Annotated in this window: 13 protein-coding genes; 4 read left to right on the top strand and 9 right to left on the bottom strand. The window is 60.6% G+C overall.

Translation table 11 applies throughout. The annotated features are described in order from the left end of the window. Positions 1-72 precede the first annotated feature (72 nt). A complete protein-coding gene (locus CPY51_RS08705; protein WP_111159871.1) occupies positions 73-1308 on the top strand; it encodes an adenylate/guanylate cyclase domain-containing protein in 1236 nt (411 codons plus the stop codon). 698 nt (positions 1309-2006) lie between these two features. Here the strand turns inward: CPY51_RS08705 and apnL are convergent. The 9 genes from apnL to oiaX all read right to left on the bottom strand — a co-directional run bounded on the left by apnL (position 2007) and on the right by oiaX (position 12927). Then, positions 2007-3950 (bottom strand): D-apionate lactonase, encoded by a 1944-nt coding sequence (gene apnL, locus CPY51_RS08695; RefSeq protein ID WP_111159869.1) that lies wholly within the window; start codon positions 3948-3950, stop codon positions 2007-2009. After that, positions 3947-4981, bottom strand: a complete 1035-nt coding sequence (locus CPY51_RS08690; RefSeq protein ID WP_111159868.1) for a Gfo/Idh/MocA family protein — start codon at positions 4979-4981, stop codon at positions 3947-3949. Before CPY51_RS08690 ends, apnL begins: the two co-directional genes overlap by 4 nt. Before the next feature lie 3 nt (positions 4982-4984). Continuing rightward, a complete protein-coding gene (locus CPY51_RS08685) occupies positions 4985-6049 on the bottom strand; it encodes an ABC transporter permease (protein ID WP_111159867.1) in 1065 nt (354 codons plus the stop codon). Continuing rightward, positions 6046-7602 carry a sugar ABC transporter ATP-binding protein gene (locus CPY51_RS08680; protein ID WP_111159866.1) on the bottom strand — a complete coding sequence of 519 codons (1557 nt, stop codon included), beginning with the start codon at positions 7600-7602 and terminating at the stop codon, positions 6046-6048. The genes CPY51_RS08685 and CPY51_RS08680 overlap by 4 nt, the downstream gene beginning before the upstream one ends. A 2-nt stretch (positions 7603-7604) precedes the next feature. Continuing rightward, positions 7605-8252 (bottom strand): DUF2291 family protein, encoded by a 648-nt coding sequence (locus tag CPY51_RS08675; protein WP_111159865.1) that lies wholly within the window; start codon positions 8250-8252, stop codon positions 7605-7607. 95 nt (positions 8253-8347) lie between these two features. Continuing rightward, entirely contained in the window at positions 8348-9289 is a 942-nt protein-coding gene (locus CPY51_RS08670; RefSeq protein ID WP_111159864.1) for a D-ribose ABC transporter substrate-binding protein, read from the bottom strand. A gap of 77 nt (positions 9290-9366) precedes the next feature. Further along, a complete protein-coding gene (locus CPY51_RS08665; protein ID WP_111159863.1) occupies positions 9367-10194 on the bottom strand; it encodes a phosphogluconate dehydrogenase C-terminal domain-containing protein in 828 nt (275 codons plus the stop codon). A gap of 127 nt (positions 10195-10321) precedes the next feature. Next, positions 10322-11662 carry a four-carbon acid sugar kinase family protein gene (locus CPY51_RS08660; protein ID WP_111159903.1) on the bottom strand — a complete coding sequence of 447 codons (1341 nt, stop codon included), beginning with the start codon at positions 11660-11662 and terminating at the stop codon, positions 10322-10324. Positions 11663-11667: 5 nt separating this feature from the next. After that, a complete protein-coding gene (oiaX, locus tag CPY51_RS08655) occupies positions 11668-12927 on the bottom strand; it encodes a 3-oxo-isoapionate-4-phosphate decarboxylase OiaX (protein ID WP_111159862.1) in 1260 nt (419 codons plus the stop codon). 187 nt (positions 12928-13114) lie between these two features. Here oiaX and CPY51_RS08650 point away from each other — a divergent pair, with 187 nt between their 5' ends. The 3 genes from CPY51_RS08650 to CPY51_RS08635 all read left to right on the top strand — a co-directional run bounded on the left by CPY51_RS08650 (position 13115) and on the right by CPY51_RS08635 (position 16611). Further along, complete coding sequence (locus CPY51_RS08650; protein ID WP_111159861.1) at positions 13115-13819, top strand: transcriptional regulator NanR; 705 nt, start codon at positions 13115-13117, stop codon at positions 13817-13819. 631 nt (positions 13820-14450) lie between these two features. Next, positions 14451-15530, top strand: coding sequence for an ABC transporter ATP-binding protein (locus CPY51_RS08640; protein WP_111159859.1), 1080 nt, complete (start codon positions 14451-14453; stop codon positions 15528-15530). Between the two features lie 10 nt (positions 15531-15540). Further along, positions 15541-16611, top strand: a complete 1071-nt coding sequence (locus CPY51_RS08635) for an ABC transporter ATP-binding protein (protein ID WP_111159858.1) — start codon at positions 15541-15543, stop codon at positions 16609-16611. Positions 16612-16614 lie beyond the last annotated feature (3 nt).

Raw genomic sequence — 16614 nt, 5'->3', positions numbered from 1 at the left:
ATCTCTTGATTATCGATGGCCACGGCATGACGAATGGATCGCTCGTGCGGCAATGATGATTGAGGGTGCCATATGCCAAGCTTTTCGAAAGAGATGTCCTACTCCGCAGCAGATGACGATGGGCTCTGGCCGGCGCAAAGGCGGAGGGTATTGGATTGGTTGATGACGGAGACCCGCGAGCAACGCTTCATCGACAACATCTTTGTCGACATGTGCCAGAAGCTCGTCGACGCCGGCATCTCGGTCGCCCGCGCGACGCTTCATTTTAGGATCGACAACCCTCAATGGCGTGGCGCCCGCATCCTGTGGCGAAAGGGGATGCTGCAGGCCGATCTGCGCACCTTCGAACACGGTTCCGAGGAAACCCAGCAATATCTGAACAGTCCTATCAACGATATCACCACTGGTCTGAGCGAAATCCGCCGGCATCTCGGCGCTGCGTCAGGAAGCGGTCCAGAATATCCGCTGTTCGACGATCTGCGCGCTGAAGGCTTGACTGATTACATCGCCTGGCCAATGGAACATACGCTCGGCAAGCGGCACGTCGTCAGTTTCGCAAGTGATCGGCTCGGCGGTTTCGGCGATGAGGAAATCTTGTTTTTCAAGGATCTCCTGCCGGCCCTCGCACTCGTGAGCGAGGTCAGGCTGAAGAACCGGCTGGCGCGGACACTGCTCGAGACTTATGTCGGACCTCATGCAAGCGAACAGATTCTGGCCGGCGCCACCACGAGGGGAAGCGGCGTCACGGTGGGGGCAGCCATTCTCATCTGCGACCTTCGCGATTTCACGACGCTTTCGGACATCTGGCCGCGGGATGACGTCATCGGGCTTTTAAATGGCTACTTCGACGCCATGTCGGAACCGATCGAGAGACACGGCGGCGAAATTCTGAAATTCATGGGCGACGGCCTGCTGGCGATCTTTCCTCTTAGCAATCCCAACGCATGCATCGATCTTCTTGCGGCCATTGGTGAAGCGCAAGCTGCGATGATCGCTCTCAACGAAACCAATGTTCGAAGCGGCCACGGCGCCCTTGGCTATGGGATCGGGGTTCATGTCGGCGACGTGATGTATGGCAATATCGGTTCGCGCAAACGCCTCGACTTCACAGTCATCGGCCCCGCCGTCAATATCGCTTCGCGTCTCGAAAACCTGACGAAGGAAATCAAGCGCCCGGTTCTGCTGTCAAAGGCGTTTGTGGATCTGGCGGATTGCCACGGCGGACTGGAGAGCATCGGGCCGCAACTCCTAAGGGGCCTTGGCGTTCCGATCGACGTCTATGCCTTCGACGGCGAGATCGTTAAGTAGATCAAGCGTCGATCTCTGCATGCCGCTTGGCGAGCAGGGTCGAAAGCCCGAGAAGGCCAGCCGCCATGCAAGCCAGAAACCCGCCGAGGACGCGAACGCCGCTTCAGCTCGCAAATGCGAAAAAGTTCATGCTCGAGGCCAGCAAAAGGCGGTGTTGAAGCACCGGCGGCAACGATGAAAGCAGCCGGCCGTAGCTCATAGTCTGTTGCGATTCCCGCCGCCTGGGCATGAAATGCGGCACGAAAACAGCACGCAGACGGTGAACACGGCCGAAAGCGAAGGGCGCCATGTGGCGCTAAACTGCTCGACGATGTGGGACATGGTTCGCGAGAGGATGCTGAGGGATCAGGCCCATCATCAGCGGGCCGACGACGCTGCCTCGCCTTTCAGGCGGGGCAAGGGACGTGGCCAGCGGAATGAGAACCTGGGGCACACGGTCAACAACGCGAGATCGAGGCTGGCTGCAACAAGGATGGCGATGTTTGGTGCGGCGGCATTAAGGGTTCCGGGTTCGGCCGCGAACGCAGTCAATTGGGCGCGCGCGAACCGACGAATGCGAAGCTCGTCTGGCGCTGCCTAAGCCGTCATTCGCGTGGCGTTGTCCGGTGACTTAGATCCCTGTCGTGCCCCTTCAGCGCGACGGGGTTCGATGGCGTTATCCAAGTCCGAAGGTCGGGTGTCGGCCGGGCAGGTCGGGCCTACCCGTTCCCATGCGCGGTCGCGACGGAGAAGGCGGGTAGCAGGAGAGTTCCATCATCCCGGAAATCGGGTGAGGCTTTTTCCACCAGCCGATGATCGTAGATCGACAGTGACGACTTTTCAGCGGCGAAAGCGCTGACATCTACCCTCTGCTCCTGCGGTGTGAGGTTCGCAAGCAACAAGATTTCCGCGCCCGCTTCGCTCCGCGCCGAAATTCCCATCACCTTTGCTGGATCGGACGATATGCATTCCTGCCACTCGGCGCCGGCAAATCCTGCCAGTGCCTTGACGACATGAAAGAGTGGCCGCATGCGGCCTTCTGCTACAGGCTCGCCGGTAGCCGCGATCAGGCCGAAAGGGCCGGTCAAAGCCGACAGCGTCAGCCGGTCGAGGTCAGCCTGAACGACACGGGCGGCGTATCCGAGCGCAAAAGCCGCGGCAAACAGACCGTTGTGCCGTGGATCGATATTCGCCATTGGAGTGCGGGAGCCATCGGGGTTGTCCATGGTTCGGCTGCCATAGGGGTTCTGCCGCATCGGGATGGTCGAGGGGCCGATGCGATAGGGTTTGTCTCCGTAGATCTCACGCACCGACCGGGTGATGAAGGGCAGGGCTTCGAGCGTCTGCATGACACTCAGGTCATCGGCTGCGTGTACGATCGGGTTTGTACAATGGGTGATGAAATCGAGCGCTTGTGGCGGAACGCGCTTGCGGTTGAGCTCCGTGAAGTAGCTCAACATGCCGCCGCCGAGGCGCGCATCGGCGAACGCTGCGCGCGCTGCCGCATAGACATCTTCAAGCCGCGGGCATTCCGGCCAGGTGCTGCCGGGGGGTGTCGACTGCCGGTCAACAGAGGGTGAGACGACCACGGCATTCGGTCTGAAACCGGCCCCACGCATCATCGCCGCGATCTCGTTCATCTCGTCGTCGAGCGGGCGCAAGCAGGAAACGGCGATCTCGAGTGTCGAGGTGCCTTTATGGCCGAGCGCGATCGCGGCGAAATCGGCAATTGCCGCAGCGTCATGGCCGGCCAGTGGATCGAAGTGAAAAAGCAGTTCCTGGACGCCGATATGGGCGATCCGCCAGCGGGACGCAAGCGTTGCCTTGACCTCTTCCGGCGTGATTGTCACGCCGATACCAGGCATCGTGCCGCGCCGGCTACCACGGCTCAACCGGACCGGTTCTACGCCGACGCGCACGGGCGTGGAGCCGGCGGATGGCCGGCGGTCATGGATGGTCAGCGTAATCCGTTGCTTCATCGTTTCGCCGGCGGCGATCCAATATGGCCAGGGAAGCGCCAAGGGGCGGACGTAGGTCTTGTAGGAGGCATCCGACCAGTTGCGCTGGTCTTCCATTTCAAAGATGTCGCCTTCCATCCGGCATTCCGCCGTGACGTCGGATAGAACTGTGTGGGCGATGGCTCGCATGGCCTTGAAGGGCTGCCAGGGTTCGATCAGGTCGGGCAGCGCCGTCAGCTCGATCTTGCCGTCGACATGCTCGATCGTTGCCGCCGAGCCCGCCAGGTCGACAATCGGATGCAGGATACAGAAACCGCATCGATTGGTCTCGAAGCCACTTTGCGACAGGACCTCCGCCTCGAAGATCAATCGGCCGCCTGCATCGGCCGAAATTCGAGCGGCAACGGCGAGATCGGTTCCATCAGGGCCAGCGCAAAGCGCGCGGTAGCTGACGGCGAAACCCTCGGCCTGCTGCTCTACCGTCAGTCCCTCGATCGTCGGATCGTACGTGCCCCAGTCCCGATCGCGGACGAGGAAAAAAACGCCGCGCAGCACCTCGACACCTTCATAGGCGATGCTACGCAGATTGCCGCCGACAAGGTCTGCCGTCAATCGTCCGGCCGTCAGGCGGCGCGGCGGCGCCTCGGTCTTGTCAGTGCCGTAGAGCGCGAAGTTTCGGCGTTGCACATCTTCCCCGCCTGTCATTTGAGCAAAACTCCGATGTCGATGCTCCGGCCGGTGGAAGCACTTTCATAGCCAGCCTCGACCAGAGCGAACGTCTTCAGATTGTCGGCGCCGGAGGTTGACGTTTCACCGCCGGACATCAGCCGATCAGTCCAATGCTGCTGGATGGCAAAGACACTCTCCTGGATGTTGTGCCAGGGCCGCGATGCCCAGGGGAGCAGGGTCGGCGATACGTCGATGATCTCGGTGCCGTTGCCGTTCGTGACCTCGAGGCGGTATCCTTGAGACAATCGGATCGTGCCTTCGCTGCCGTCAATCTCGACGAGCGTCTCGGGAAAGGGTTCGACGGCCAGCTTTGTCGCATAGCTGACATCAACGATCGAGGTCATGCCGCTTTCGTGGTCAAGCAAAATGGTGGCAACATCCTCGCCCTTGATGGCGGGATTTACCCGCTTGGTGCGAGCGGTCAGCGATTTGACATCGCCAAGCAGGAAGCGGGCGATATCCAATGTATGGATGCCGAGATCCTCGATGATGAAACGCTCGCCCTCGGCGAGATAGGGCTGCCCGGAGAACACGTCATAGCCGGAGCGGAAGGACAGCCGACCCCAGAACGGCGTACCGATCGCGCCGTTGTCGAGCACCTTGCGAACCGCCTGGATCGGGGTCTGCCAGCGGAAGTTTTCATGCACCATCAGCGGTACGCCGGCGTTGCGGCATGCCGCGACCATGGCCTTGGCGTCGGAGAGGGTCTGGGCGAACGGCTTCTGGCAAATGGCCGGCACCTTGTGGCCTGCCGCCATCTCTACCAGCGTCCGGTGGCTTTGCACCGTGGTCGCAATATCGACGAAATCAAAACCGCCATCGGCAAAGAGTGCCGCCGTGTCGCTGTACCGGCGCTCGATGCCGAACTGGTCGCCGACGATCTTCAGCCGTTGCGGATCGCGGTCGCAGATCGCCACGATGGTGGCGCCTTTCACATCGCTCCAACCATGCATCTGGTTGACGGCGAAGAAGCCGCAACCGATCAGCGCACCTGTTAAATTTGCCATATCTCAGCCCGCCTTTGCCATTTGCATCAAGGTTACGCGTTGCTGCAGGCGGCGCTGCGCCTGGTCGACCACGACGGCGATGATGATGACCAGTCCCTTGATGACCATCTGCCAGAACGAGGACACACCCATCATTACCAGGCCGTCGGACAGGATGCCGATGACGAAGGCGCCGACGATGGTGCCGCCGATCGTGCCGCGGCCGCCCGACATCGAGGTGCCGCCGAGAACGGCTGCGGCAATTGCGTTGAGCTCGAAGCTTTCGCCGGTTGCCGGATGAGCGGCCATCAACTCCGAAGAGATGACGATGCCGACGATCGCGGCACAGAGGCCCGAGAACATATAGACGAACATTTTCACCGTATCGACGCGGATGCCGGACATACGGGCCGCGCGTTCGTTGCCACCGACGGCGAAGATATGGCGGCCGATCGGCGTCGAGCGGGCGACATAGGCGGCGAGCAAAGCAAGGACGATGAGGATCCAAATCGAGACCGGCAGACCGATGATGCGACCGGCGCCGAAGAAATCGAAACCCGTCGTCGAAAATTCCGGACGGCCGACGAGGTTCGGGAAGGTTTGCCCGTCTGAGGAGAGCAGTGCCAGGCCGCGAGCGACATAAAGCGTTCCAAGCGTGGCGATAAACGGCGCGACGTTCAGCTTCGTGATCAGCAATCCGTTGATGAAGCCTATGGCGATGCCGACGGCAAGCGTAATCAGCACGATCTCGAACAGATTGAAATACACGGTGTAGCCGATCGGCAGCTCGACACCATGCAGGATGAGCGCGCCGGCCACCATGCCGCACAGGCCAACGATCGAGCCCACCGAGAGATCAATACCGCCAGTGATGATGACGAAGGTCATGCCCATCGCCAGGAAGGCATTGAGCGCCACATGCTTCGACATCAAAATGACGTTGGCTGTCGACGTGAAGTTCGGGGCTGCGAAGGCGAAGAAAATGATGACCGCGAAAAGCGCGATGAAGGTACGAAGCTTCATCAGTGTCAGCAGCACCGAGCCGTTCGATCGTTTTGCCGCTGTCGTAGGTGAGGCGTCCGCCGTCATGATGCGAGTTTCCTTGTATGTCCGTGTCCCTTGGCCGAGGCCGCGATGATGGCTTCTTCCGTGGCCTTGCCACGATCGAAGACGGCGACGAGTTGTCCGTTGCTGAGCACCGCGATACGGTCGGAAAGGGCCATGACCTCCTCGAGGTCGGAGGTCGAAAACAGGATGGCGAGGCCTTCGCTCGCCAGACGACGCATGGTGCGGAAGACGTCGGCCTTGGCGCCGACGTCGATGCCGCGGCTCGGCTCATCCATCAAAAGCACCTTGGGACTGGTCATCAGCGCCTTGCCGATCACCACCTTCTGCTGGTTGCCGCCAGACATCGACGTCACCTCGAAATCCGGGTTCGGCGCCTTGATAGACAGGTCGCGGATGATGTCGTGGACCGCCGCCTTTTCGGCGCCGGCGTCGATGTGAAAGAAGCGCGCAAAGCGGCCGAGGCTCGCAAGTGTCAGGTTGCTGGCGATGGACAAGACCTGCACCAGTCCTTCGCGCTGGCGATCCTCAGGGATAAGCGCGAGGCCGCGGCGGATGCGCCGGGTGGTATCGCGTTCGCGGACTTCCTCGCCGTCTATGAATATCTTTCCGGTCGAGTGCATGTGCCGGCCCATGATCGCTTCGAAGAACTCGCTGCGGCCGGCGCCCATCAGCCCGTAGATGCCGAGGATTTCGCCGGCCCGCACTGACAGGGAAACGTGGTCGACAGCAAGACCGCCCGTCGGTCTTGGCAGGCTGATGGCCTCGGCGCGGAAGGCCTCCCTGCCGATCGCGTGCTCTTCGGCCTTGGCGAAATCCTTAGCGTCGGACCCGATCATCGAACGGACGATCCACTTCATGTCGATGTCCTTGACCATCGCCTGGCCCGTGATCTGGCCGTCGCGCAAGACGGTAATGTAGTCGCCGATCCGCATCAGTTCCTCGAGGCGGTGGGAGATATAGACGATTGCCACTCCTTCGGCTCTGAGCTCGGCGATGACCTTGAAGAGGATATCCACTTCCGCCGCCGACAGCGCGGAAGTCGGTTCGTCCATGATGAGGATGCGGGCATTTAGTGAAATCGCCTTGGCGATCTCGACGAGCTGCTGCTGGCCGATCGGCAGGTCTTCCACCATCGTCTCGGCGCTGATGCCGGCATCAAGCTTTTTCAGGAACTGGTTGGCCTTGGCCACCTGTGCCTTGTGGTCGATGCCGAAGATGCCGCGGGTGATCTCCCGCGTTGCAAAGATATTTTCGGCGACCGTCAGATTGGAAAAGAGATTGAGCTCCTGGAAGATCATGCCGATGCCGTGAGCCTGGGCGTCGGCGGGACTGTCGAAGGTGATCGGGCTGCCGTCAAGGATGATGCGGCCAAGCGTCGGACGCTCGACGCCGGCAATGATCTTCATTAGCGTCGACTTGCCGGCGCCATTCTCGCCGACCAGCACGTTGACGGCGCCGCGGTGCAATTCGAGGTTCGCCCGCTTGACCGCGACGATGCCGGAATAGACCTTCGACACCTCCTCGAGCCTGAGGACGATATCGTCGTTCACCGGGTCGTTTTGTGTCTCCGACATCGCTATTGTCCTATGGCAATTGTTGCCGGGGTGACGAGCGGCAGTTGGCCGGAGGATGGCGTCGGGAAAGCGCCACTGACTTTGACGGTCTTGCCGGTCAAGCCATCGCGTGGCAGAGACTGCAAAAGCGTGGCGTTGACCTTTTCGTTGAATGCCTTGCCAAACTGGGCCCATTCGATCTGGTTTTTGAACGCGTTGAAATTGACGAAATCGAGACTGTCGCGCAGCGCTGTGCCGCGCAGAGCGGGGCCGATCTGCACCTTGGCATCAGCTTTCCCGTCGCCATCGATGTCCACGTCTATGGTTGCAGCGCGCGATTGGGTGTCGGCCGCAACGATCTCGCCGTTGAACTTGACGACGTAGGTCCAGGGCGCGTTGCCCTCCTTTTCACGGTGGCCGAATTTAGCGCCGGCGTCGTCGGGATCGGCTGCTATCAGCGACAGGACCTGTTTGAAGTCGCCGGCTCGCTTTTCGATCGAGGGAACGGCCTGGGATTGCCAGATGGCTTCGACTTTGTCGGCAGGATTGAAGGCTGTCTTTGCGGTCTCGGCGGCCTTCTCTTCGGCGGTCGGCGTCTTGACGATCTTGCAGCCGGGCAATACCGCGGCGGCCAGCATCGCCATCAGCAACGCGCCCTTCATCCTCTCCATCGGCATCTCCACCCTGCACTTCATCGGCATTGAACAATATAGGACGGAGAGCAAGGCCTGTCCTTGCTCTCCGTTGATGTCGGATCCGCGAGAGATCAGTTCTTCAGCGCGAAGGTCTCCAGCTTGTCGGCATTGGCGGCGTTGACCAGCACGCAGTCCATGAGCTGCTTTTCGTCCTTCGGAGATGCCTTTGTCTTGATATAGGCGTCGGCCTGGGTCACCGCCATCTGCGCCTGAGCGTAGGCGGGCTGCAGTACGGTCGCCTTGATGCCGCCGGCCTTTATCGAGTCGCGCACGTCGTTCGAACCGTCGAAGCCGACGACGATGACATCCTTGCGGCCGGCAGCCTGGAGAGCCGCGATCGCACCCATTGCCATGGTGTCGTTGCCCGAAATCACGCCCTGAATATTCGGGTTGGCCTGCAGGATGGTTTCCATCTTCGCATAGGCTTCCGTCTGGCTCCAGTTGGCCGACTGCTTGGCAACGCTCTTCAGGTCCGGATAGTCGTCGATGACGTCATGATAACCCTGTGAACGGATGCCGGCATTGGTGTCGGATTCCTTGCCGACGAGCTCGACATAGTTGCCTTTTTCGCCCATCAGCTTGACGAATTCCTGCGCGCCGAGCTGGGCACCTTGGTAGTTGTTCGAGACGATCTGCGCGACGGCGACGCCGGTCTGGTTGATTTCGCGGTCGATAAGGAAAGAGGGGATGCCCGCGTCCTTGGCCTTCTTGACCGCAGCAACGGTTGCGTCGGCGCCGGCATTGTCGAGGATGATGGCCTTGGCGCCGCGACCGATGGCGGTGTCGATCAGCTCGGATTGCTTGTTGGCGTCGTCGTCGTGTGACACACTCAGCACTTCGTAGCCGAGTTCCTTTGCCTTGGCTTCGGCGCCAGCGGCTTCAGCCTTGAAGAATGGATTGTCATGAGCAGGCGTGATGATGGCAAGCAGGTCGGCCGAGAAAGCCGGCATGGCCGTGCCAAGCGCGAGAGCGCCGGCGAAGGCCGCGAGTTTAAGGGTACGGGTCAGTTTCATATGTTCCTCCCAGATGAAAAATCAGCCCCGTTCCCGGCGGGACCGACGGATAGAAGAGCGGAATGCTCTCCGGGTGCTCAGGTGATGCGCCGAATGCTTTCGGCGATCTCCGCGGGTTCGAAAACTTTTTTCCAGTCGTCTCGCATCAGCGCAGGGATGCCGAACTCGATCGCCTTGTTGCAAGCATCCGAGAACACGCCGTCGACTTCCTTGAAGATCACGGCGCCAAGCACATTCATGTGGCCGAGCAGGAAGTCGCGGGCCGCCTCGGCTGGCACACCGCGTGACACGCATTCGTCCATGGCCTGGCGCATGACGACGAGCAGCGAAGCACAGACCGTTTCGGAGAGGCCCGGTTCCAGCATCGCCATCTGATCGACGGTGACGCGGTGCGAACGCATGACGGGAGCCCAGATGACCCTGGCGATTTCCTCGCCGAGTGCGTAGGCGTCTTCGGGGCCTTGCATCAGGGCGGAAACAATATGCTGCTTGGCGAACAGGCCGCCGAAATGGTCCTTCTTCGCGGCCATCTCCGTCTCGTCGTTGAAGATCGGCGGGTGGCAGGGATGGGTAACGAAATAAGTAAGGTCGTCGCGGTTCGGAAGATGACCTGCAAACGGAGCCGCAGCGTCGAGCGCGATCACCATCGTCCCCGCCTTCAGCTTCTCGGAAATGCCAGCGGCAACCTTGCCGATTGCGGTATCCGGAACCGCCAGGATGACCACGTCGGCGCCCAAAAGCGCCGTGTCGGCGTCGAGGCAGGAAAGATCGAGGTCAGCCTTCAGCCGCTGCTTGCCGGCATCGCTGACTTCGACATGACGCACGTCGAAACGCGACCCTTTCAGATTCTTGGCGAGCCGGTAACCCATTTTGCCGCCGGCGCCGAAGAGTGCAATCGCAACCATGTTTCCCAAACCCCTGTCAGTTTTCAACTGTGGTATCGCAACTGGTATAATGAGTCAATGAGTATTCCACATGACGTTAGCGGCCTTCGCGCGCTCGCTTTCACGGCGGCGATCGGAGGCTCCCGGCCTATGCCGGAAGTCCGTCGCGAATCTGTGAGAAATAGCTGTCGGTTCCGACCTGCCCGCCTTTCAATGCGATCTGCAGCCCGTTGGTGGCGGGATAGGTGCCGTGGGCGGTGCAAAGCGGCGAGCCGGGTGTCCGCGGCAATGGCAGAAGCGTCGTCAACGCCTGCACATGCAATTCCTTGAGCGCGTGACTTGACGTGTCGCCGCCGGCGATGACGGCGCGGCCGAGGTTCTCGGCTTCGACAAGTCGCCGAAGGATCGTTCCGAGCGCGCGTCCGAGGCGATGGCGGGCGCCGGGCATCCGGTCGATGTCGTCGCCGCGATCAGCCGATGGCCCAAGCGCCGTATGAAGAACGACGCTGTGACCGTTTTTCAGGATCCGCAGCCCGGCGGCGATGGCGCGTTCGATTGCCTGTTCGCCGTCTTTACCGACGAGCGAAAGAGGATCGACACCGATGCCGCCAAAGCCATTTTCGGTCGCATGGCGGATCTGGCGCTCGGTCGTCGGCGAGACACTCCCGGAGACGACCGCAAGGCGATCGACCTTGCCCGGCAGAGGGAACGCGATCTTGCCCCCGCTGAGGCCCCCGGCCCGCCAAGCGGCCAGCAGGGCATATTCGACGCCGGAGGAACCAGCAACGAACCATCCGCCCGGTTGACGCAACCGCCAGAGCTGTCGACCTGCCCGGGCCTGGGATTCAGTGCTGTCGACGTCGAGAAGCAATATTCCATCGCGCTCTTTGGCCAATGCATCGATGCGCGCGTCGGCATCATCGGCGCTGAGCAAGGCGAGATCCGCGACTGCGATGCCAAGTGTCGTCTGGTATGAGAGGTGAATGGCAAGATCTGCCTCGGCCATCGGCGTTACCGGGTGGCGGCTCATGACCGGATGCCGGTCGATGCGGTAGATGGCGCCCTGATAGGCGGCGAATAGATTGCCGAATGCCGTGTAGCGCTTCAGCTGCGGCGCACCGACAATGACCGGCACCATTTCCTGGCCGAAGGTTTGCCTGCCGATCTCGATTGCTTTGCCGATATTGCCAATTCCGGGGCTGGAATCGAACGTCGAGCAGACCTTGTAGTGGCAGATATCGGCGCCGAGGCTCTTCAGCCAGTCGATATCAGGCAAAAGATGTTCGTCCATCCATTGCGGCGTTTCGCTGCGGCTGGTGCCGGCAATGCCGATTGCCCGACAGTCGGCGAAACGTGCCAGAAGAGCCTCGTCGGGTATATCCATGAACAGTACCGTCGGGACGCCATTTGAAGCGAGTGCTTCCATCACGTCGGTCGATCCGGTGAAGTCGTCGCCATAGTAGCTTAGGAGCAGGTTGCGATCAGCCATGTCGGTCACGCTTCCCTGCCGTTTCCGAATTTACGGATAGAGGCGGCAAGCTCTGGATGATCCTTGGCGTAGGTTTCCAGCGGGATGTCGGCCACGGCGGCCTGCCAAGCCTGCTGCACGGCACGGACGCCAGCGGTCGGGCCACCCGGATGGCTGACGATGCCGCCGCCACAGAGATAGAGGAGGTCGGTCGTGCGGCCTGTAAGCTGATAGGTCTCCGGCGCCTGGCCACCCCATTGACCGGAGCCGGCGACCGGGAGGGGGCAGTCGGCGGGGTCAAACAGAGGCGTGCTGACGGCCTTGAAGGATTCGACAAAGCTCTCGTCCGGCTCCCAATATTTCACGCGGATGCCGTTGATCTGAAACTGATCAACGCCGATCAGCCGCCAGAATTGTTGCCAGACCTTGAAGTCCATGCCGGCCCCTGGGCTGCGGGTCAGCAGATCCCAGCCGTTGCGGTGGGCATGCAACACGAGGCCAGAGCGCTTGCGCAGGAAAGTGACGCCACCCATGCCGATCGAATTGATGTTGACGACGGCGCAGTTGCCACCGGCCTTGAGAACAAGATCATGGTTTCGCATGATCTCGTCGGGATCGGCGTGCGAAATGCCGAAGGCATACATGACCTTCTTGCCGGTCTTCTGCTCCTGATCGAGGATCAGCGGCATGATTGCCGCGACGCGCTGCCTGAGCGGCGAATAAACCGGGCTCATTAGCTTCTCGTCGTCCTTGATGAAATCGACGCCGGACTGGACCAGTTCACCGACGAGACCTGCCGTTTCGGTCGGCCTTAGCCCGACCGCCGGCTTTACGATTGTCCCGATGATCGGCCGGTCATGCACGTTGGTGAGACGGCGGCTGCCGGCAATGCCGAATTGCGGTCCGGGATGGGCCTCGCGAAACGCATCCGGCAGCTTCATGTCGACGATGCGAATGCCGGTCATGCCCTTGATCGAGAAGACACCGCCGATCGCAATGGTCATCAGCGCTGACAGATCGGTGCCTATGGCATCCAGCGGAAAAGCAATATCCGTGTCGGCGCGGCGGATCGGGCCATGGCCCTCAGCCAGTTCCGGCCATGTCGGGTGCTCGGCGTCGTCAAGCGGACGGATTGCAAGCACGCGCGCCGCGACGCGGGCCTTCAGTTCCTCCGTCTCGCCGGGAACGGCAACGAAGGTACCGGTCGACTGGTCGCTTGCAATCTTGGCGGCCATCGCCTCGACGCTGCCGGATGTCTCGATGCGGTATGTCAGGGTGATCATCATCGCGGAAACCAGTTGCTCCTCTCGCCAGAAAAATCACCATGGCGCCAACTCATCATCTGGTATAATGAGTATCCCGATTTTGCAACAGGTTTTTCCCGTGACATCTCTGCCGCGCGGCAAAAGAGTGGCTTTCGTCGGCGGGTTCGAAGATGCATAAAGGGGAAATGCCTTGAGCCAGCGAGAGACCATGAGCCAACCGATCGAACCGATTGTGCGTCGAAAACTGTCCGACCAGGTTTTTGACCGGTTGGAGCGCTTGATCACGTCGGGTGAATTAAGACCGGGCGACGAAATGCCGTCGGAACGCGTCCTGATGGAACGGTTCGGTGTCGGCAGGCCGGCCATTCGCGAGGCCATGCAGTCGCTGGCCAGCATGGGTCTCGTCGTCATCTCCCACGGCGAACGCGCCAAGGTTCTTGAATTGACGGCGAGATCGCTGTTTCGACAGGTCGACCTGACCGCGAAGATCATGCTGTCGCAGTCGGCAGACTCGCTCGAGCATCTGAAAAGCGCGCGCATCTTCTTCGAAAGGGGAATGGCTCGCGAGGCAGCGGCGAAAGCGAACGCCCAGGATATCGAGGATCTTCAGAGGATTCTTGAGGAACAGCACGGCTTTCTCGGCCATGCAGACGAATTTATAGCCGCTGACATGCAGTTTCACACCCGCATAGCGCAGATTTCCGGCAATCCGCTCTATGTAGCCGTGAGCGAGGCAATGCTGGCGTGGCTGAAACAGTATCACACCGAGATGCTGATCTGGACCGGCAAGGAAAAATTCACGCTGGTCGAACACAAAGAGATCTTGGATTCTATTGCCGAACACGATGTCGAAGGCGCGGAAGCGTCGGTCTTGAGGCATCTGGAACGCTCAAGGGCGCTTTACTCGAAGTAAAGTTGCCGCGCTGGCCCTCACGGCTGTATATTCATCCTGGCATTCATAGCTCCGGTTTCGGACGGCGGACCTGACAGAATGTCGGGGAGCTCAGCAGTCTGCGATCGGCGTGCGTACCGCCTGTTCAGAATGTCTGGTACCTCGGGAAAGTGCCCATTTGCGAGCGCCCGCGCTGGTTCCTTGACGGCAAGGCGTGGCTCGCGCGATGCGAGTATTCCATGCAGTAGGAAAGTCGGAGGCAGATATTTCGGAGCGCGAAAAATAAACTTTCCAATACCGAGTGACATTCTTTTGACATTCGATTGAATTTCATTTTAACTTGTCTGGCTTTCGTTTCGGCTTTTGTTTGGGTCAATGCGAAAAAGAGGAACTCCGGGGGGAGAGACGAGTGAGCGACGGGGTCTACGATATTTTTGCTGTCGGCAGTGGGAGCAACGGCCATGGGATCGCCTGCAAAGCGGTCAAGGCCGACCGCGGACCTGTGGCGCATGTCACGGGGCATGACCGGAGGGGTCTCGGTCTGTCGCCAAGCGAAACAAGCATGTCAAGGGAATGCATCGCCGCGGTGGTAGGCTGAGAAGCCTGGCGCTGGCGATATGTGGTTCTGTGTGTTGAGGAGGTGCAGACTGGAATGCTCGAATTGAGGAATGCTGCCAAGGTAGTCAGCGGTGAATATCACATTCACCCGACCAATCTTATCTTGGAGCGAGGAACGCTGAATGTCCTGCTGGGTCCGACGCTGTCGGGCAAGACGTCGCTCATGCGGCTGATGGCCGGCCTCGACAAGCCGACCAGCGGAACGGTGCATTTCGATGGTGCAGACGTCACCGGGGTTCCGGTGCAGAAACGCCAGATTGCCATGGTCTACCAGCAGTTCATCAATTATCCGGCGCTGACCGTCTACGAAAATATCGCCTCGCCGATGCGAATTTCCGGAAGGGATGCGGCCACCATCGACCGCGAGGTGCGCAAGGCCGCCGAGTTGCTGAAGCTGACGCCCTTTCTCGACCGCACGCCGCTCAATCTCTCCGGCGGCCAGCAGCAACGCACCGCTCTTGCCCGCGCTCTGGTCAAGAACGCTAGCCTGGTTCTTCTCGACGAGCCGTTGGCAAACCTCGACTACAAGCTGCGCGAGGAATTGCGCCAGGAGCTGCCGAAAATCTTTGCCGCCTCCGGTGCGATCTTCGTCTATGCGACCACGGAACCATCCGAGGCTCTGCTGCTTGGCGGAAACACCGCGACGTTGAGCGCGGGCCGCATCACTCAGTTTGGACCGACGATCGATATCTACCGCAATCCGGGCGATCTTCTCACAGCAAAGACCTTCGCCGATCCGCCGCTGAACCTGCTCGATGTCACCAAGCTGGACGGCAGTTTCAATCGGGACGGCAAGCCTGTCTTTCCTGTTCCGGCCCATATGACCGGCATAGGCGACGGGCCGATCACGATCGCCTTCCATCCCCACCATCTCGGCCTTTCCCCGCAAACGGGCAATGCCGCGAAACTGCGGATAAGGTCGCTTGTGTCGGAAATTACCGGTTCCGAGAGCTTCGTGCATCTCGACAATGCAGGCGTCCGTTGGGTCATGCTGGCGCATGGCATTCACGACATTGATCCCGACACGGAAATCGACGTCTTCGTCGACACGCGACATCTGATGGCGTTCGGTACGGATGGCGGTGCCATCGTGACTTCAGGACAGCGGGCATAGAGGGAACACCATGGCACGCATCACCCTCGATCATATCCGGCACGCCTACGGTCCCAACCCGAAATCGGAGAAGGACTACGCGCTGAGGGAAGTCGATCACGAATGGAACGACGGCGGCGCCTATGCGCTGCTCGGCCCGTCCGGCTGTGGCAAGACAACCCTGTTGAACATCATTTCCGGCCTTGTCCAGCCGTCGCATGGCCGCATCCTATTCGACGGCAAGGACGTCACCGATCTGTCGACCCAGCAGCGCAACATTGCGCAGGTGTTCCAGTTTCCGGTCATCTACGACACGATGACCGTCTACGACAATCTCGCCTTTCCGCTGCGCAATCGCGGTGTCGCGGAGCCGGAAGTCGATCGGCGTGTCCGCGAAATCCTCGAGATGATCGATCTTTCGGGCTGGGCCAACCGTCGGGCGCGGGGGCTTACCGCCGACCAGAAACAGAAGATCTCTCTCGGGCGCGGTCTTGTGCGCTCGGACGTCAACGCCATTCTCTTCGACGAACCGCTGACGGTCATCGATCCGCACATGAAATGGGTTTTGCGATCGCAGCTCAAGCGCCTGCACAAGCAGTTCGGCTTTACCATGGTCTACGTCACCCATGACCAGACCGAGGCCCTGACCTTCGCCGACAAGGTGGTTGTCATGTACGACGGAGAGATCGTCCAGATCGGGACGCCCGCCGAGCTTTTCGAGCGCCCGAGCCATACCTTCGTCGGCTATTTCATCGGTTCCCCGGGCATGAATTTTATGCCAGCCAGGGTCGAAGGAAATGCGGTTCGGATGGGCGGCGAAACCCTGACGCTAGACTACGCGCCGAAGACCACGGGCGCGACCAAGACCGAATTGGGAATCCGCCCGGAGTTCATCCGGATCGGTCGCGAAGGCATGCCGATCACCGTCATCAAGGTCGAGGATATTGGCAGGCTGAAGATCGTCCGGGCGCAATTCGCCGGTCAGCCGCTCGCGATCGTCACGTCGGAAGACGCCGAAATCCCAAGCGAGGCGCGCGTCACTTTCGAACCAACAGCGATTGGCATCTATGCCGATAGCTGGCGCGTCGGCAGGGAGGCCTGAGCC

This window comes from Arminella tubonensis (assembly GCF_003240585.1).
GTDB classification, from domain to species: Bacteria; Pseudomonadota; Alphaproteobacteria; order Rhizobiales; family Rhizobiaceae; genus Rhizobium; species Rhizobium tubonense.
The sequence above is the reverse complement of the archived record's forward strand: the minus strand, read 5'-3'. Positions and strand labels throughout refer to the sequence as shown.